The following is a 14,762-nucleotide window of genomic DNA, read 5'->3' as shown; positions in this document are numbered from 1 at the left end:
TCAGGCCGCATGCGCGCCGCCGGACCCTGCACGTCCGCGTCGGCGTCGATGCGCCCCTGTCCGAAACCTGGCCACAACACAGGTTTCGAACGTCATGACCCGCCACACTGTCCAGGTCGCCACCCTCGGCTTTCCCCGCATCGGCCCCAAGCGCGAGCTGAAGACCGCGCTTGAGGCCTATTGGGCCGGCAAGATCGATGGGGACGCCCTGCTGTCCACCGCCGCCGAGCTGCGCGCCCTGACCTGGGCGCGCCAGCGCGATCTGGGCGCCGACATCGTGCCGTCGAACGACTTCTCTCTTTATGATCAGGTGCTGGACCTGACCGCCATGGTCGGGGCCGTGCCCGCCGCCTATGGCTGGAGCGGGGATCGGGTCGATCTGGCGACCTATTTCGCCATGGCCCGAGGGTCTGGGGCGCCGGGGTCCCGCGGCGGCGACAGTCCGGTCTGCGAACACGGTCATGTCCACGGCGGCGGTGAGGGCGCGCCGGCGATGGAGATGACCAAATGGTTCGACACCAACTACCACTATCTCGCGCCCGAGTTCACGGCGGATCAGGTCTTCCGGCTGGGCTCGACCAAGGCGCTGGACGAGTATCTGGAAGCCAGGGGGCAGGGGATCGACACCCGGCCGGTGCTGCTGGGGCCGGTCAGCTATCTGCTGCTGGGCAAGACGCGCGGGGCCGACTTCGACGTCCTCAGCCTGCTGCCTCGCCTGCTGCCGGTCTATGCCGAGGTGTTGCGGTCGCTGGCGCGCGCGGGCGCGACCTGGGTGCAGATGGACGAACCCTGCCTGGTCACGGACCTGAGCGACGAGGCCAAGGCCGCCTATGATCACGCCTATCGCGTGCTGGCCGATGTGACGCCGCCGATCAAGCTGATGTTGACCCCCTATTTCGGGGCGCTGGGCGACAATCTGCATACGGCGTTGAAGCTGCCGGTGCATGGCCTGCATCTCGACCTGATCCGCGCCTCGGAGCAACTGGCCCCGGTCGCTTCGGACATGCGTCCCGATCAGGTGCTGTCGCTGGGCGTCATCGACGGCCGCAATGTGTGGAAGGCCGATCTGAACGCCGTATTGGACCGGGTCGAGCCCCTGGTCGCCTCGGGCCGCCGGGTGGTGCTGGCGCCGTCCTGCTCGCTGCTCCACACCCCCATCGATCTGGAGCGTGAGACGGCCCTGGAGCCGGAGATCAGGAACTGGCTGGCCTTCGCCGTGCAGAAGGTGGCCGAACTGGCGACCCTGGCCCGCGCCCTGAACCAGGGCCGCGATGCGGTGAAGGCCGAACTGGACGCCTCGACCGCCGCCGTCGCCTCGCGCCGCACTTCGCCGCGCATCAATGATCCGAAGGTCCAGGCGCGCGCCGCGGACGCCGACCCCGCCCTGTCGACCCGCACCTCCAGCTTCGAGATCCGGCGCACGGTGCAGCAGCGGCGGCTGAACCTGCCCGCCTATCCGACCACCACCATCGGCTCCTTCCCCCAGACGGCCGAGGTTCGAAAGGCGCGCGCCGATCACGGCAAGGGCGTCATCGACGACGCCGCCTACGCCGCCTTCCTGCGCGAAGAGACGGCGCGGACGGTGAAATGGCAGGAAGACCTGGGTCTGGACGTGCTGGTCCACGGCGAGTTCGAGCGCAACGACATGGTCCAGTATTTCGGCGAGCAGTTGTCCGGCTTCGTCTTCACCAAGGCCGCCTGGGTCCAGTCCTATGGCTCGCGCTGCGTGCGGCCGCCGATCATCTATGGCGACGTGTCGCGGCCCAGACCGATGACGGTGGAATGGTGGCGTTACGCCCAGGGCCTGACCGAGCGGCCGATGAAGGGGATGCTGACCGGCCCGGTGACGATCCTGAACTGGTCCTTCGTGCGCGACGACCAGCCGCGCAGCGAGACCTGCCGCCAGATCGCCTTCGCCATCCGTGACGAGGTGATCGATCTGGAAACCGCCGGCGCCGTCGTGATCCAGATCGACGAGGCGGCCCTGCGCGAGGGCCTGCCGCTGCGCCGCGCCGACTGGGCGGCCTATCTGGACTGGGCGGTCGAGTGTTTCCGCATCACCGCCTCGGGCGTGCGGGACGAAACCCAGATCCACACCCACATGTGCTATTCCGAGTTCAACGATATCATCCAGTCCATCGGGGCCATGGACGCCGACGTCATCTCCATCGAGACCTCGCGGTCCAGGATGGAGCTGCTCGACGCCTTCTCCGACTATCGCTATCCGGCCGAGATCGGGCCGGGCGTCTATGACATCCACTCGCCGCGCGTGCCGTCGGTGGACGAGATGGCGGCCCTGTTGACGGCGGCGGCGGGCAAGCTGCCGGCGGACCGGCTGTGGGTGAACCCGGACTGCGGCCTGAAGACCCGCGGTTGGGCCGAGACCGAGGCGGCGCTGACCAATATGGTCTCGGCCGCGAAGGCCGCGCGCCAGGAGGCCGTAGGGGGATGAGCGTCACGCTTATAGACATGGTGTTCCCCGGCGACGCCAACCACCACGGCACATTGTTCGGGGGCGTCGGTCTGGCGCACCTGGACAAGGTCGCCTTCCTGGCCGCCGCGCGTCATGCGCGGCGGCACACGGTCACGGCCGGCTGCGAGCGGATCGACTTCGCCGCACCCGCCCGGATCGGCGAAATGGTCGAGGCGACGGGTCGGGTGGCGCGCGTGGGCCGAACCTCCATGGGGGTCGAGGTCGAACTGTGGGCCGAGGCGCCGGTCAGCGGCGAGCGCCGCCTGTGTACGCGCGGCGTGTTCAACATGGTGGCGCCCCGCGAAGCGGGGCAGGGCGACCTGCCGTCGGTTCCGGACAAGGGGGAGGAGCCGGGGGACGGCTGGCTGCGGACGGCGGAGATGGTCTTCCCGACCTGGACCAACCACTATGGCACCCTCTACGGCGGCGACGCCCTGAAGCTGATGGGCAAGGCCGCCTTCATCTGCGCCACGCGGCGGGCCAGGGGCGTCATGGTCATGGCGGCGTCGAACCGCATCGACTTCTCGTCGCCTATAAGAGAAGGAGACATGATCGAACTGGCGTCGCGCGTCACGCGGGTCGGCCGCTCCTCCGTCACTATAGAGGTGGAGCTGTGGGCCGAGGCGCTGTTGACCGGCGAACGACGGCGGTCGGCCGTGGCCGAATTCGTCATGGTGGCGGTCGATGAGGCGGGGCGATCTGCGCCGATTTCGAAGCCTGCGGCGACGCTGGAACCGGCCTGACGGAATCCTGTCGCCGCCACGGTTTCGCCGCTTGACGAAAATGGAATCGGTAGGCATAAGCCCCACTCTTGTTGGACCGGCTGTGCATCCCCGGATGCAGACGCGGTTCGCAGGAACGACCTGAGACCCTGTTCTTTGCAGTGACCCAGGACTTTAGCGGCCTTCGCAGGCGACTGCGTGGGCCGATCGTTTTTGCGGATTTGCGTTCCCTGAGGGCTCTATGCCCGAAGGCCTTCGGTCTTTGAAATGGTTCACAGGGACGCGGTCCTCCGACCGCATTGGAAGTAAGCACCGATATGGATCAAAGCATCCGCATCAGGCTCAAGGCCTTTGATCACCGCGTCCTCGATTTCTCGACGCGCGAGATCGTCAATACAGCCAAGCGCACCGGCGCGACCGTTCGCGGTCCGATTCCGCTGCCGACCCTGATCGAGAAGTTCACCGTGAACCGCTCTCCGCACGTCGATAAGAAGTCGCGTGAGCAGTTTGAAATCCGCACGCACAAACGCGTGCTCGACATCGTCGACCCCACCCCGCAGACCGTGGACGCGCTCATGAAGCTCGACCTGTCCGCCGGTGTGGACGTCGAGATCAAGATTTAAAGTAGAAAGAGGCGGGATCCGATGCGCACGGGCGTGATCGCCAAGAAGCTGGGCATGACCCGCGTGTTCGCCGATGACGGCGCGCACGTACCGGTCACTGTGCTTCAGCTCGACGGCTGCCAGGTCGTCGGCCAACGTACCCAGGAGCGTGACGGCTACGTCGCTCTCCAGCTGGGCGCTGGCACGAAGAAGGCCAAGAACACCAACAAGGCTCAACGCGAGACCTTCGCCAAGGCGGAAGTCGAACCGAAAGCCTATGTGACCGAGTTCCGCGTCGATGCGGAAGGTCTGCTGGATGTGGGCGCCGAGCTTTCGGCCGAACACTTCGTGGTGGGTCAGAAGGTCGATATCCAGGGCGAGACCATTGGTAAGGGTTTCGCCGGCGCCATGAAGCGCTGGAACTTCGGCGGCCTGCGCGCCACGCACGGTGTTTCGCTGTCGCACCGTTCGCACGGTTCGACGGGTAACCGTCAGGACCCGGGTCGGACCTTCCCTGGCAAGAAGATGGCCGGTCACTACGGGGCCGAAACCGTCACCACCCAGAACCTGACCGTCGTCCGCGTGGACGCCGAGCGTGGCCTGATCCTGATCAAGGGCGCTGTCCCCGGTCATGACGGCAGCTACGTCAAGGTTCGTGACGCCATCAAGAAGGCTCGTCCGGCCGACGCTCCGTTCCCCGGTGCGCTGAAGTCGAGCAAGTCTGCTGCTCAACCCGCCTCGACCCCGGCTGAAGAAGCCCCCGTCGAAGCGACCGAAGGCGGTGAAGCGTAATGAAACTCTCTGTCATCCAACTCGACGGCAAGGCCGCTGGCGACGTGGAACTGTCGGACGCCGTCTTCGGCATCTCCGACATCCGCGGCGACATCCTGGCCCGCACCGTCAACTGGCAACTGGCCAAGCGCCGCGCCGGCACGCACAAGGTTCAAACCCGCAACGAGAACTCTCGTACGGGCAAGAAGATGTACAAGCAAAAGGGCACCGGCGGCGCTCGTCACGGTTCGCGCCGTGCACCGCAGTTCGTCGGCGGTTCGCGCGCCTTCGGTCCGGTCGTTCGCGACCACGGCTTCTCGCTGCCGAAGAAGATCCGCGCGCTTGCTCTGCGTCACGCCCTGTCCTCCAAGGCGAAGTCGGGCGACCTGATCGTCGTCGACACCGTCTCGGTCAAGGAAGCCAAGACCGCCTCGCTGCGCGAGACGCTCGGCAAGCTGGGCTGGACCAAGGCTCTCATCATCGCGGGTCCGGAAGTCGACACGAACTTCGGCCTGGCCGCACGCAACATCCCGCACATCGACGTGCTGCCGAACGCCGGCCTGAACGTCTATGACATCCTGCGGGCTGACAAGCTGGTGCTGACCAAGGCCGCTATCGAGGCGATCGAAGCCCGCTTCAGCGATAAGGAAGCCGCGTAATGGCCGCTCAACCTACCGCCAAGCATTACGACACCATCCTGGCTCCGGTGATCACCGAAAAGGCCACGATCCTGTCCGAGCAGAACAAGGTCGTCTTCCGCGTCGCCGACACGGCGACCAAGGACGAGATCGCCGCGGCGGTCGAAAGCCTGTTCAAAGTCAACGTCCTGAAGGTCAACACCCTGGTTCAAAAGGGCAAGACCAAGCGCTTCCGGGGTATCCTGGGTCGTCGCGTGGACATCAAAAAAGCGATCGTGACCCTGGCCGACGGCCAGTCGATCGACGTCACCACGGGGCTCTGATCAGATGGCCTTGAAACATTACAATCCGACCTCGCCGGGCCGTCGCGCCCTCGTGCTGGTCGACCGTTCGGAGCTCCACAAGGGCCGTCCGGAAAAGTCGCTGACCGAAGGCCTGACCAAGTCGGGCGGACGCGGGCAGGGCGGTCGCATCGCGGTCCGCTTCCGCGGCGGCGGCGCCAAGACCCTGTACCGCAAGATCGACTTCAAGCGTCGCAAGTGGGACATGGTCGGCACGGTCGAGCGTCTGGAATACGATCCGAACCGCACGGCCTTCATCGCCCTCGTGACCTACGAAGACGGCGAGAAGACCTACATCATCGCGCCGCAACGCCTTAAGGCCGGCGACACGGTGATCGCGGGCGAAAAGACCGACGTGAAGCCGGGCAACGCCATGCCGCTTCGTTCGATGCCGGTGGGTACGATCATCCACAACATCGAGATGAAGCCGGGCAAGGGCGCCCAGCTGGCTCGCTCGGCCGGCGCCTACGCCCAGCTGGTGGGTCGCGATCAGGGCTACGCCCAGATCCGTCTCGGCTCGGGCGAACTGCGCATGGTCCTGGACGGCTGCATCGCCACTGTGGGCGCGGTTTCGAACCCCGACCACATGAACCAGAACCTGGGCAAGGCCGGTCGCAAGCGTCACATGGGCTTCCGCCCGCACGTCCGCGGCGTCGCCATGAACCCGATCGACCACCCGCACGGTGGTGGTGAAGGCCGGACCTCTGGTGGTCGCACCCCCGTCACGCCGTGGGGTAAGGACACCAAGGGCACCCGTACCCGCAAGAACAAGGCTACGGACAAGTACATCATCCGTACCCGCCACGTTAAGAAGGCTCGCTAAGAATGGCCCGCTCCTCCTGGAAAGGCCCGTTTGTCGACGGGTATCTGCTCAAGAAGGCCGACGCCGTTCAAACGTCGGGCCGCAAGGACGTGATCAAGACCTGGTCGCGCCGCTCCACCATCCTGCCGCAGTTCGTCGGTCTGACGTTCGGCGTCCATAACGGTCAGAAGCATGTGCCCGTGTCGGTCTCGGAAGAGATGGTCGGCATGAAGCTCGGCGAGTTCGCCCCGACCCGGAACTTCCCGGGTCACGCGGCGGACAAGAAGGCCAAAAGGAAGTAACTGATGGCCCAGACCAAGAACATTCGTCGGGTCGCCCCGACCGAGGCCCGCGCCAAGCTGGTCAACGTGCGCATCAGCCCGCAAAAGCTGAACCTGGTCGCCGCATCGATCCGCGGCATGCCGGTTCAGAAGGCGCTGAACGAGCTGGAATTCAGCCGTAAGCGTATCGCGACCGACGTCCGCAAGGTCCTGTATTCGGCGATCTCGAACGCCGAGAACAACCACAACCTCGACATCGACAACCTGGTCGTCGCCGAGGCCTTCGTGGGCAAGAACCTGGTGATGAAGCGTTTCGCGAGCCGTGCTCGTGGCCGTTCGTCGCGCATCCTGAAACCGTTCAGCGAGATCACCATCGTGGTCCGTGAAGCCGGCGAGGCCGCCTGATGGGTCAGAAAATCAATCCGATCGGTCTGCGCCTCGGCGTGAACCGTACGTGGGACAGCCGTTGGTTCGCCGCCGGCGCCGACTATTCCCGCCTGCTGCACCAGGACCTGAAGCTGCGCGAGTGGCTGCGGGAACGTCTGGCCGCCGCCGGCGTGTCGCGCATCATCATCGAGCGCCCGCACAAGAAGTGCCGCATCACCATCTACGCCGCCCGTCCGGGCGTCGTGATCGGCAAGAAGGGCGCTGACATCGAGAAGCTCCGCAAGGACATCTCGGCCCAGACCGAAGGTGAAGTTCACCTGAACATCATCGAAGTCCGCAAGCCGGAAACCGATGCGCAGCTGATCGCCGAGAACATCGCCCAGCAGCTCGAGCGTCGCGTGGCCTTCCGCCGCGCCATGAAGCGCTCGATGCAGTCGGCCATGCGTCTGGGCGCCAAGGGCATCCGGATGAACGTCTCGGGTCGTCTGGGCGGTGCGGAAATCGCGCGGATGGAATGGTATCGCGAAGGTCGCGTGCCGCTTCACACCCTGCGCGCCGACATCGACTACGGCTTCTACGAAGCCAAGACGACCTACGGCATCATCGGCGTGAAGGTCTGGGTGTTTAAGGGTGAAGTGCTCGAGCACGATCCGATGGCCCAGGACAAGCGTTGGGCCCAGGAAGCGTCGGGTCCGTCCTCGAACGAAGGCCGCGAACGCGGCGGCCCCCGTGGCGACCGCGGTCCGCGTCGCGACCGGGGACGTGAGAACTAAGTCATGTTGCAACCGAAGAAGACCAAGTACCGCAAGGCCTTCAAGGGCCGCATCCACGGCTCGGCCAAGGGCGGCTTCTCGCTGAACTTCGGGTCGTACGGCCTGAAGACGCTGGAGCCGGAACGCATCACGGCGCGTCAGATCGAAGCGGCTCGCCGCGCGATCACCCGCCAGATGAAGCGCCAGGGCCGCGTCTGGATCCGTGTCTTCCCCGACCTGCCCGTCACGGGCAAGCCGGCCGAAGTCCGGATGGGTAAGGGCAAGGGCGCCGTGGACCACTGGGCCGCGCGTTGCCACCCCGGCCGCATCCTGTTTGAAATCGACGGCGTGACGGACGAAGTGGCCCGTGAAGCGCTCCGTCTCGGCGCCGCCAAGCTGCCGGTCCGCACCAAGGTCGTGACCCGTATCGACGCCGGCGTCGCCCATGTCGAGGTAGCCGCCTAATGACCAAGATCGCCGATCTGCGGTCGCAAACGACCGACCAACTGTCCGACGAGCTGCTGAAGCTCAAGAAGGAACAGTTCAACCTGCGTTTCCAGGCGGCCACCGGCCAAATGGAAAAAACCCACCGCGTGGGTGAAGTGCGCAAAGACATCGCCCGCATCTCGACGCTTCTGCGCGAGAAGCGTGCGGCCTCGTAAGGAAACGAATATGCCCAAGCGAATTCTCGAAGGCGTGGTCGTGTCCGACAAGGGCGAAAAGACCGTCGTCGTGAAGGTGGAGCGCACGCTGCTTCACCCTGTTCTGAAGAAGATCGTTCGTCTTTCGAAGAAGTATCACGCCCACGACGAAGCCAACGCGCTCAAAGTCGGCGACATCGCTCGCATCGTCGAGTGCGCCCCGAAGTCCAAGTTGAAGCGCTGGGAAGTCCTTTCCAACGCCTCCGCCTCGTAATCAGAAGGATCTGATCTTATGATCCAGATGCAAACTAACCTGGAAGTGGCCGATAATTCGGGCGCCCGCCGGGTCATGTGCATCAAGGTGTTGGGCGGCTCCAAGCGCCGCTACGCCTCGATCGGCGACACAATCGTCGCCTCCGTGAAGGAAGCCATCCCGCGTGGCCGCGTGAAGAAGGGCGACGTTGTTCGCGCCATCGTCGTGCGCACCGCCAAGGACATCCAACGCAAGGACGGCTCGGTCATCCGTTTTGACAAGTCGGCCGCCGTCATCGTCAACAAGCAGAACGAGCCTGTCGGCACGCGGATCTTCGGCCCGGTTCCCCGCGAACTGCGCGCCAAGAACCACATGAAGATCATCTCGCTGGCTCCGGAGGTCCTGTAACATGGCCGCCAAGATCAAGAAGGGCGACCGCGTCGTCGTCCTCACCGGCAAGGACAAGGGCCGCACGGGCAACGTGCTGAAGGTCCTGCCCACCGAAAACCGCGTCCTGGTTGAAGGCGTCAACATGGTTCAGCGCCACACGCGCCCGAGCCAGGCTGACCCGCAGGGCGGCATCAAGAACAAGGAAGCCTCGCTTCACCTGTCGAACGTCGCGATCGCCGACGCCAACGGCAAGGCGACCCGCGTCGGCTTCAAGATCGATGGGGACACCAAGGTCCGCATCGCCAAGACGACGGGAGACGTCATCTGATGGCTACCGAGAAATACACTCCGCGCCTCAAGGGCGAGTACCAGGCGCGCATCCGCCAGGTGCTGAAGGAAAAGTTCGGCTACACGAACGAAATGCAGGTGCCCAAGCTGGACAAGATCGTCCTGAACATGGGTATCGGCGAAGCCGTCGCGGACTCCAAGAAGGCGAACGCCGCCCTCAAGGATCTGACGGCCATCGCCGGTCAGAAGGCCGTCGCCACCAAGGCCCGTAACTCCATCGCCGGCTTCAAGCTGCGTGAAGGCATGGTCATCGGCGGCAAGGTCACCCTGCGCGGCGACCAGATGTACGAGTTCCTGGACCGGTTCATCACGATCGCGCTGCCGCGCGTGAAGGATTTCCGTGGTCTGAAGGGCACGTCGTTTGACGGTCGCGGCAACTACGCCACCGGTCTGAAGGAACACATCGTGTTCCCGGAAATCAACTACGACCAGATCGACCAGATGTGGGGCATGGACATTGTCGTCTGCACCACGGCCAAGACCGATGAGGAAGCCAAGGCTCTCCTCACCGAGTTCAAGTTCCCGTTCGTGAAGAACTGAGCGGGAAGGGAAGAGAACAATGGCTAAGAAGAGCGCCGTAAACCGCAACGAAGCCGTCAAGGCCCTGGTTGCGAAGTATGCCGCGAAGCGGGCCGCCCTGAAGGCGACCGCCAACGATGAAAACCTGCCGCTTGAGGAGCGTTTCGACGCGCGCCTGAAGCTGGCTGAACTGCCGCGCAACTCCGCGCCGAGCCGCATTCGCAACCGTTGCGAAGTGACCGGTCGTCCGCGGGCGTTCTATCGCAAGCTCAAGATGAGCCGGATTGCGCTGCGTGAACTCGGCAACCAGGGCCAGATCCCTGGCCTGACCAAGTCCAGCTGGTAAGGGGAGCGAACAGACATGATGATCAACGATCCCCTGAGCGACATGATCGCTCGCATCAAGAACGCGGCGACCCGCAAGCGTTCCAAGGTGCTGACCCCCGCTTCCCGTCTGCGCCAGCGCGTCCTCGACGTGCTGCAGGACGAAGGCTACATCCGCGGCTACAACCTGGTTCAGAACCCGGGTGAGTTTCCGCAGTTCGAGATCGAGCTGAAGTACTTCGACGGTCAGCCCGTCATCGCCGAGATCGCACGCGTGTCCAAGCCGGGCCGCCGCGTCTATTCGGCGATCGGCGATCTGAAGCCCGTCAAGAACGGCCTCGGCATCTCGATCCTCTCGACTTCGAAGGGCGTCATGTCGGACGCTTCTGCCCGCGACGCCAACGTCGGCGGCGAAGTCCTCTGCAGGGTCTACTGATATGTCCCGTATTGGCAAGAAAACCATCGCTGTGCCGAAGGGCGTGACTGTCACGCTCGACGGTCAGACCGTCTCCGTGAAGGGCCCCAAGGGCGAAAGCTCCTGGACCGTCGCCGAGGAAATCGAAGTCACGCAAGAAGGCGACGAGCTGTCGCTGGGCCTGCGCACGGACACGCAACGCGGTCGCGCGATGTGGGGCCTGTCGCGCACCCTGGTCGACAACATGGTCGTCGGCGTCACCACCGGCTTCGAGAAGTCGCTTGAGCTGGTCGGCGTGGGTTACCGCGCCGCGATGAAGGGCAACGCCCTGTCGCTGCAGCTCGGCTTCTCGCACGAAGTCGACATCGATCCGCCGGCCGGCGTCAGCTTCGCCGTTCCGAAGCAAACCGAGATCAAGATCCTCGGTTCGGACAAGCAAGCCGTTGGTCAGATCGCCTCGGTCATCCGCAAGCTGCGTCCGCCTGAGCCCTACAAGGGCAAGGGCGTCCGTTACGCGGGCGAAAAGGTCCGTCGCAAGGAAGGCAAGAAGAAGTAAGTCATGGCTCTTTCTCTTCGACAACAAGCCAAGCGCCGCTCGGAGCGCACCCGTCGCCGCCTGAAGGCCGTCGCCAACGGCCGTCTGCGTCTGTCGGTGTACCGTTCGGACAAGAACATCTCGGCCCAGATCATCGACGACGCCCAGGGCGTGACCGTCGCTTCGGCCTCGTCGCTGGAAGGCGGCAAGGGCAAGCGCGGTTCGGACACGGCTGCGGCCGCTGCGATCGGCAAGCTGATCGCCGAACGCGCCATCGAGAAGGGCGTCAAGGACGTCGTCTTCGACCGTGGCGAGTACATCTATCACGGCCGGGTCAAGGCGCTGGCGGAAGCCGCGCGCGAAGCCGGCCTGAACTTCTAAGGGACGCGAAGCATGGCGCATCAACCCCAGCGCGGCGGCGGCGGCAACGATCGCAACCGTCGTGACAACCGCAACGGTCCCGCTGTCGATGGTCCGGATTCCGACATCGTCGAGAAGCTGGTCCACATCAACCGTGTCGCCGCCACCGTCAAAGGCGGCCGCCGGTTCTCCTTCGCAGCCCTGATGGTCGTCGGCGACGGCAAGGGCCGCGTCGGCTTCGGTCACGGCAAGGCGCGCGAAGTGCCGGAAGCCATCCGCAAGGCGACCGAAGAAGCCAAGAAGACCATGATCCGCGTTCCGCTGCGCGAGAACCGCACCCTGCACCACGACGGCAACGGCCGTTGGGGCGCCGGCAAGATCATGATGCGCGCCGCCCCTCCCGGGACCGGCGTCATCGCGGGCGGTCCGATGCGCGCCGTGCTCGAAACCCTCGGCGTCCAGGACGTCGTGGGCAAGTCGACCGGCTCGTCGAACCCCTACAACATGATCCGCGCGACGTTCGAAGCGCTGAAGGTCCAGTCCTCGCCCCGTCAGGTCGCGTCCAAGCGCGGCAAGAAGGTCGCGGATCTGATGGGCCGTCGCAACGACGGCGCCTCGGCGCCCGAAGCTGTGGAGTCCTAATCATGGCCGAGCAAAAGACCGTCACCGTCAAGCAGACCGGTTCGCCGATCCGCCGCAAGAACGACCAGCGCGCCACCCTGGTGGGCCTGGGTCTGAACCGCCTGGGTCGCGAATCGACCCTCGTGGACACGCCTTCGGTTCGTGGAATGATCGCCAAGGTCGCCCACCTGACCGAGATCGTCGAAAAGTAAGACGAAAGACTCTCCCTCCCCCTCGGGGGAGGGCAGGTCGCGCAAGCGACCAGGTGGGGGCGGCTCGCAAGAGTCGCCTTTACTGCTGTTCGGGGAGCCGCTATAGCGCCCGACCTTGAGATATCCGGGACGGGCTCGCCGAGCCCTTCCCACCCGGTCGGCTCCGCCGACCACCCTCCCCCGAGGGGGAGGGAGACGATAGACTTTGAACGCCGAGTCCGGACGATGTCCGGGCGCTAGCACCCGAAAGGATCAGGCATATGAAACTGAACGAAATCCGCGACAACGAAGGCGCGCACAAGAAGCGCATGCGTGTCGGCCGTGGCCCCGGTTCGGGCAAGGGCAAGACCTCGGGCCGCGGCGTCAAGGGTCAGAAGTCGCGTACCGGCGTCAGCCTGCTGGGCTTCGAAGGCGGCCAGATGCCGCTGTACATGCGTATGCCCAAGCGCGGCTTCAACAACCCGAACGCCCTGAAGCTGGCCGAAGTGAACCTGTGGCGCCTGCAAGACGCCATCGACGCCGGCAAGCTGGACGCCAAGTCGGAACTGAAGGGCGACGCCCTGGTCGCCGCCGGCGTGATCCGTCGCGTGAAGGACGGCGTGCGTCTGCTCGGCACCGGTGAAGTCAAGCAAGCCCTGAACCTGGTCGTCTGGTCGGCCACCGCCGGCGCCAAGAAGGCCATCGAAGCCGCTGGCGGCACCGTGCTGGAACAACGTATCGAAGCCGAAGCCAAGGCCGCTGCGCGCGTCGAGAAGCGCAACGCCGCCAAGGGCAAGGCTCCGGCTCCGAAGGCCCCGCGCGGCGACGAGAACAAGATCTCGGCCCGCACCAAGCGCGCCGCGGCCAAGGCCTAAGCAACGCGTCGTCGCGGCTGGACTAGGCCGTGGCCTGATTACACCTGCGACGACGAAACAACGGAAGCGGCCCTCGCATGAGGGCCGCTTTCCGCCTATCTGACGACTCAGTCAGTCGTGGGGACGCATAATGGCTTCGGCCGCAGAACAACTCGCCGCCAATATGAACATGGGCTCGTTCGCGAAAGCGACCGAGCTGCACAAGCGCCTGCTGTTCACGCTGGGCGCCTTGCTGGTTTATCGCATCGGGACTTACGTTCCGATCCCGGGCATCAATTCGCAGGCCTTCCTGCAGTTCTTCCAGGACCCTTCGGGTCAGCGCGGCATCCTGGACATGTTCAACATGTTCTCGGGCGGCGCGGTCGAGCGGATGGCCATCTTCGCGCTGAACGTCGCGCCCTATATCTCGGCGTCGATCATCGTGCAGCTGATGGGCACCGTGTATCCGCCCTGGGAAAAGCTGAAGAAGGAAGGCGGCGAGAGCGGCCGCAAGCAGCTGAACCAGTACACCCGTTATCTGACGGTGTTCCTGGCCCTGGCCCAGTCCCTCGGCATCGCCGCGGGCCTGAACGCCCAGCCCGGCCTGGTCGACAATCCGGGGATCTTCTTCCTGGTCTCGACCGTCGTGACCCTGACGGGCGGCACCATGTTCCTGATGTGGCTGGGTGAGCAGGTGACGGCGCGCGGCGTCGGCAACGGCATCTCGCTGATCATCTTCGCCGGCATCGTGGCGGTCCTGCCGTCCACCATCGCCCGCATGCTGGGCCTGGCCCAGCAGGGTCAGATGTCCGCCTTCGCCCTGTTGTTCATCGCCGTTCTGGCCGTGGCGACCGTGGTCTTCATCGTCTTCATGGAACGCGCCCAGCGCCGTCTGTTGATCCAGTATCCGAAGCGCCAGGAAGGCAACCGGATGGCCGGTGGCGAACGCTCGTTCCTGCCGCTGAAGGTCAACACCGCCGGGGTCATCCCGCCGATCTTCGCCTCGTCCCTGCTGATGCTGCCGACCACGGTGGCCAGCCTGACCGCCAATGCGGACCTGCCCGACTATCTGGGCTGGCTGCCGCTGGTCACGTCGCAGCTGACGCACGGCCAGCCGCTGTTCATGGCCCTGTACGCGGCCCTGATCATCTTCTTCTGCTTCTTCTACACCTCGATCACCTTCAACCCGGAGGACACGGCCGAGAACCTGCGCAAATATGGCGGCTTCCTGCCGGGCATCCGTCCGGGCAAGCGCACGGCCGAGTATCTGGACTATGTCCTGACCCGTCTGACGGTGATCGGCGCGGCCTATATCACCGCCGTCTGTCTGCTGCCCGAGTTCCTGGTCGCCCAGATGGGCAACAGCCTCTACTTCGGCGGAACGTCTATCTTGATTGTCGTGTCGGTCACGATGGACACTGTGGCCCAGATCCAGTCCCAACTGCTGGCGCACCAGTACGAGGGCCTGATCAAGAAGGCCAAGCTGCGCGGTCGCGGCGGTCGTGGCGCGCCCACTCCGGTGCGGCGCTGAGTTGACTACAA

General features: G+C 65.0%; 24 protein-coding genes. All 24 read left to right on the top strand.

Translation table 11 applies throughout. The features are described 5' to 3' along the window. Positions 1-94 precede the first annotated feature (94 nt). The 24 genes from metE to secY all read left to right on the top strand — a co-directional run bounded on the left by metE (position 95) and on the right by secY (position 14,751). The gene (metE, locus tag AC1RSI_RS06085) at positions 95-2,452 is read left to right on the top strand and encodes a 5-methyltetrahydropteroyltriglutamate--homocysteine S-methyltransferase (RefSeq protein WP_447941445.1); all 2,358 of its coding nucleotides are present in this window, start codon (positions 95-97) and stop codon (positions 2,450-2,452) included. Continuing rightward, on the top strand, positions 2,449-3,216 hold the full coding sequence (locus AC1RSI_RS06080) for an acyl-CoA thioesterase (RefSeq protein ID WP_447941446.1): 768 nt from the start codon (positions 2,449-2,451) through the stop codon (positions 3,214-3,216). Before metE ends, AC1RSI_RS06080 begins: the two co-directional genes overlap by 4 nt. A gap of 296 nt (positions 3,217-3,512) precedes the next feature. Then, positions 3,513-3,818, top strand: a complete 306-nt coding sequence (gene rpsJ, locus AC1RSI_RS06075) for a 30S ribosomal protein S10 (RefSeq protein ID WP_003164367.1) — start codon at positions 3,513-3,515, stop codon at positions 3,816-3,818. Positions 3,819-3,839: 21 nt separating this feature from the next. Beyond that, the gene (gene rplC / locus AC1RSI_RS06070; protein ID WP_008259444.1) at positions 3,840-4,589 is read left to right on the top strand and encodes a 50S ribosomal protein L3; all 750 of its coding nucleotides are present in this window, start codon (positions 3,840-3,842) and stop codon (positions 4,587-4,589) included. Continuing rightward, a complete protein-coding gene (gene rplD, locus AC1RSI_RS06065) occupies positions 4,589-5,227 on the top strand; it encodes a 50S ribosomal protein L4 (protein ID WP_008260438.1) in 639 nt (212 codons plus the stop codon). The genes rplC and rplD overlap by 1 nt, the downstream gene beginning before the upstream one ends. Next, complete coding sequence (locus AC1RSI_RS06060) at positions 5,227-5,529, top strand: 50S ribosomal protein L23 (RefSeq protein WP_008260292.1); 303 nt, start codon at positions 5,227-5,229, stop codon at positions 5,527-5,529. The genes rplD and AC1RSI_RS06060 overlap by 1 nt, the downstream gene beginning before the upstream one ends. 4 nt (positions 5,530-5,533) lie before the next feature. Further along, the gene (rplB, locus tag AC1RSI_RS06055; RefSeq protein ID WP_008259904.1) at positions 5,534-6,370 is read left to right on the top strand and encodes a 50S ribosomal protein L2; all 837 of its coding nucleotides are present in this window, start codon (positions 5,534-5,536) and stop codon (positions 6,368-6,370) included. A gap of 2 nt (positions 6,371-6,372) precedes the next feature. Continuing rightward, positions 6,373-6,651 carry a 30S ribosomal protein S19 gene (rpsS, locus tag AC1RSI_RS06050; protein ID WP_008262211.1) on the top strand — a complete coding sequence of 93 codons (279 nt, stop codon included), beginning with the start codon at positions 6,373-6,375 and terminating at the stop codon, positions 6,649-6,651. A gap of 3 nt (positions 6,652-6,654) precedes the next feature. Then, positions 6,655-7,035, top strand: a complete 381-nt coding sequence (gene rplV / locus AC1RSI_RS06045) for a 50S ribosomal protein L22 (RefSeq protein ID WP_008262904.1) — start codon at positions 6,655-6,657, stop codon at positions 7,033-7,035. After that, positions 7,035-7,790: a 30S ribosomal protein S3 gene (gene rpsC / locus AC1RSI_RS06040; protein ID WP_008264251.1), complete on the top strand. Its 756-nt coding sequence runs from the start codon at positions 7,035-7,037 to the stop codon at positions 7,788-7,790. The genes rplV and rpsC overlap by 1 nt, the downstream gene beginning before the upstream one ends. Before the next feature lie 3 nt (positions 7,791-7,793). Then, positions 7,794-8,234 (top strand): 50S ribosomal protein L16, encoded by a 441-nt coding sequence (rplP, locus tag AC1RSI_RS06035; protein WP_008259917.1) that lies wholly within the window; start codon positions 7,794-7,796, stop codon positions 8,232-8,234. After that, positions 8,234-8,431: a 50S ribosomal protein L29 gene (rpmC, locus tag AC1RSI_RS06030; RefSeq protein WP_008263673.1), complete on the top strand. Its 198-nt coding sequence runs from the start codon at positions 8,234-8,236 to the stop codon at positions 8,429-8,431. The genes rplP and rpmC overlap by 1 nt, the downstream gene beginning before the upstream one ends. A 10-nt stretch (positions 8,432-8,441) precedes the next feature. Next, entirely contained in the window at positions 8,442-8,684 is a 243-nt protein-coding gene (rpsQ, locus tag AC1RSI_RS06025; protein WP_008262472.1) for a 30S ribosomal protein S17, read from the top strand. Positions 8,685-8,702: 18 nt separating this feature from the next. Then, positions 8,703-9,071, top strand: coding sequence for a 50S ribosomal protein L14 (rplN, locus tag AC1RSI_RS06020; protein ID WP_003164378.1), 369 nt, complete (start codon positions 8,703-8,705; stop codon positions 9,069-9,071). 1 nt (position 9,072) lies between these two features. Continuing rightward, positions 9,073-9,381, top strand: coding sequence for a 50S ribosomal protein L24 (gene rplX / locus AC1RSI_RS06015; protein WP_008263379.1), 309 nt, complete (start codon positions 9,073-9,075; stop codon positions 9,379-9,381). Next, positions 9,381-9,941, top strand: a complete 561-nt coding sequence (gene rplE, locus AC1RSI_RS06010) for a 50S ribosomal protein L5 (RefSeq protein ID WP_154726240.1) — start codon at positions 9,381-9,383, stop codon at positions 9,939-9,941. Before rplX ends, rplE begins: the two co-directional genes overlap by 1 nt. A 19-nt stretch (positions 9,942-9,960) precedes the next feature. Next, positions 9,961-10,266 (top strand): 30S ribosomal protein S14, encoded by a 306-nt coding sequence (gene rpsN / locus AC1RSI_RS06005; protein ID WP_135195330.1) that lies wholly within the window; start codon positions 9,961-9,963, stop codon positions 10,264-10,266. A gap of 15 nt (positions 10,267-10,281) precedes the next feature. Continuing rightward, positions 10,282-10,680, top strand: a complete 399-nt coding sequence (gene rpsH / locus AC1RSI_RS06000; RefSeq protein WP_008262310.1) for a 30S ribosomal protein S8 — start codon at positions 10,282-10,284, stop codon at positions 10,678-10,680. Position 10,681: 1 nt separating this feature from the next. Next, positions 10,682-11,215 (top strand): 50S ribosomal protein L6, encoded by a 534-nt coding sequence (gene rplF, locus AC1RSI_RS05995; RefSeq protein ID WP_154726239.1) that lies wholly within the window; start codon positions 10,682-10,684, stop codon positions 11,213-11,215. Between the two features lie 3 nt (positions 11,216-11,218). Continuing rightward, on the top strand, positions 11,219-11,575 hold the full coding sequence (rplR, locus tag AC1RSI_RS05990) for a 50S ribosomal protein L18 (RefSeq protein WP_154726238.1): 357 nt from the start codon (positions 11,219-11,221) through the stop codon (positions 11,573-11,575). 12 nt (positions 11,576-11,587) lie between these two features. Continuing rightward, positions 11,588-12,196 carry a 30S ribosomal protein S5 gene (gene rpsE / locus AC1RSI_RS05985; protein ID WP_008262674.1) on the top strand — a complete coding sequence of 203 codons (609 nt, stop codon included), beginning with the start codon at positions 11,588-11,590 and terminating at the stop codon, positions 12,194-12,196. Positions 12,197-12,198: 2 nt separating this feature from the next. After that, positions 12,199-12,387 carry a 50S ribosomal protein L30 gene (gene rpmD / locus AC1RSI_RS05980; protein ID WP_008258716.1) on the top strand — a complete coding sequence of 63 codons (189 nt, stop codon included), beginning with the start codon at positions 12,199-12,201 and terminating at the stop codon, positions 12,385-12,387. Between the two features lie 260 nt (positions 12,388-12,647). Then, a complete protein-coding gene (rplO, locus tag AC1RSI_RS05975) occupies positions 12,648-13,241 on the top strand; it encodes a 50S ribosomal protein L15 (RefSeq protein ID WP_008260404.1) in 594 nt (197 codons plus the stop codon). A 130-nt stretch (positions 13,242-13,371) separates the two neighbouring features. Continuing rightward, on the top strand, positions 13,372-14,751 hold the full coding sequence (gene secY / locus AC1RSI_RS05970; RefSeq protein ID WP_008262163.1) for a preprotein translocase subunit SecY: 1,380 nt from the start codon (positions 13,372-13,374) through the stop codon (positions 14,749-14,751). Positions 14,752-14,762: the final 11 nt, after the last annotated feature.

The organism is Brevundimonas sp. GW821-FHT10E09, from assembly GCF_058809375.1.
Note: the sequence above shows the minus strand (reverse complement) of the source record. Positions and strands in the feature narration are given on the sequence as shown.

What these genes read in the sequence shown, in the direction of transcription:
- AC1RSI_RS06060 (WP_008260292.1), top strand. Translation starts at nt 5,227, where the DNA reads ATGGCCGCTCAACCTACCGCCAAGCATTACGACACCATCCTGGCTCCG.
- rplC (WP_008259444.1), top strand. Translation starts at nt 3,840, where the DNA reads ATGCGCACGGGCGTGATCGCCAAGAAGCTGGGCATGACCCGCGTGTTC.
- rplB (WP_008259904.1), top strand. Translation starts at nt 5,534, where the DNA reads ATGGCCTTGAAACATTACAATCCGACCTCGCCGGGCCGTCGCGCCCTC.
- rpsQ (WP_008262472.1), top strand. Translation starts at nt 8,442, where the DNA reads ATGCCCAAGCGAATTCTCGAAGGCGTGGTCGTGTCCGACAAGGGCGAA.
- AC1RSI_RS06080 (WP_447941446.1), top strand. Translation starts at nt 2,449, where the DNA reads ATGAGCGTCACGCTTATAGACATGGTGTTCCCCGGCGACGCCAACCAC.
- rplO (WP_008260404.1), top strand. Translation starts at nt 12,648, where the DNA reads ATGAAACTGAACGAAATCCGCGACAACGAAGGCGCGCACAAGAAGCGC.
- rpsH (WP_008262310.1), top strand. Translation starts at nt 10,282, where the DNA reads ATGATGATCAACGATCCCCTGAGCGACATGATCGCTCGCATCAAGAAC.
- rpsN (WP_135195330.1), top strand. Translation starts at nt 9,961, where the DNA reads ATGGCTAAGAAGAGCGCCGTAAACCGCAACGAAGCCGTCAAGGCCCTG.
- rplR (WP_154726238.1), top strand. Translation starts at nt 11,219, where the DNA reads ATGGCTCTTTCTCTTCGACAACAAGCCAAGCGCCGCTCGGAGCGCACC.
- rplV (WP_008262904.1), top strand. Translation starts at nt 6,655, where the DNA reads ATGGCCCAGACCAAGAACATTCGTCGGGTCGCCCCGACCGAGGCCCGC.
- rpmD (WP_008258716.1), top strand. Translation starts at nt 12,199, where the DNA reads ATGGCCGAGCAAAAGACCGTCACCGTCAAGCAGACCGGTTCGCCGATC.
- metE (WP_447941445.1), top strand. Translation starts at nt 95, where the DNA reads ATGACCCGCCACACTGTCCAGGTCGCCACCCTCGGCTTTCCCCGCATC.
- secY (WP_008262163.1), top strand. Translation starts at nt 13,372, where the DNA reads ATGGCTTCGGCCGCAGAACAACTCGCCGCCAATATGAACATGGGCTCG.
- rpsE (WP_008262674.1), top strand. Translation starts at nt 11,588, where the DNA reads ATGGCGCATCAACCCCAGCGCGGCGGCGGCGGCAACGATCGCAACCGT.
- rplD (WP_008260438.1), top strand. Translation starts at nt 4,589, where the DNA reads ATGAAACTCTCTGTCATCCAACTCGACGGCAAGGCCGCTGGCGACGTG.
- rplE (WP_154726240.1), top strand. Translation starts at nt 9,381, where the DNA reads ATGGCTACCGAGAAATACACTCCGCGCCTCAAGGGCGAGTACCAGGCG.
- rplX (WP_008263379.1), top strand. Translation starts at nt 9,073, where the DNA reads ATGGCCGCCAAGATCAAGAAGGGCGACCGCGTCGTCGTCCTCACCGGC.
- rpmC (WP_008263673.1), top strand. Translation starts at nt 8,234, where the DNA reads ATGACCAAGATCGCCGATCTGCGGTCGCAAACGACCGACCAACTGTCC.
- rplN (WP_003164378.1), top strand. Translation starts at nt 8,703, where the DNA reads ATGATCCAGATGCAAACTAACCTGGAAGTGGCCGATAATTCGGGCGCC.
- rplF (WP_154726239.1), top strand. Translation starts at nt 10,682, where the DNA reads ATGTCCCGTATTGGCAAGAAAACCATCGCTGTGCCGAAGGGCGTGACT.
- rplP (WP_008259917.1), top strand. Translation starts at nt 7,794, where the DNA reads ATGTTGCAACCGAAGAAGACCAAGTACCGCAAGGCCTTCAAGGGCCGC.
- rpsC (WP_008264251.1), top strand. Translation starts at nt 7,035, where the DNA reads ATGGGTCAGAAAATCAATCCGATCGGTCTGCGCCTCGGCGTGAACCGT.
- rpsJ (WP_003164367.1), top strand. Translation starts at nt 3,513, where the DNA reads ATGGATCAAAGCATCCGCATCAGGCTCAAGGCCTTTGATCACCGCGTC.
- rpsS (WP_008262211.1), top strand. Translation starts at nt 6,373, where the DNA reads ATGGCCCGCTCCTCCTGGAAAGGCCCGTTTGTCGACGGGTATCTGCTC.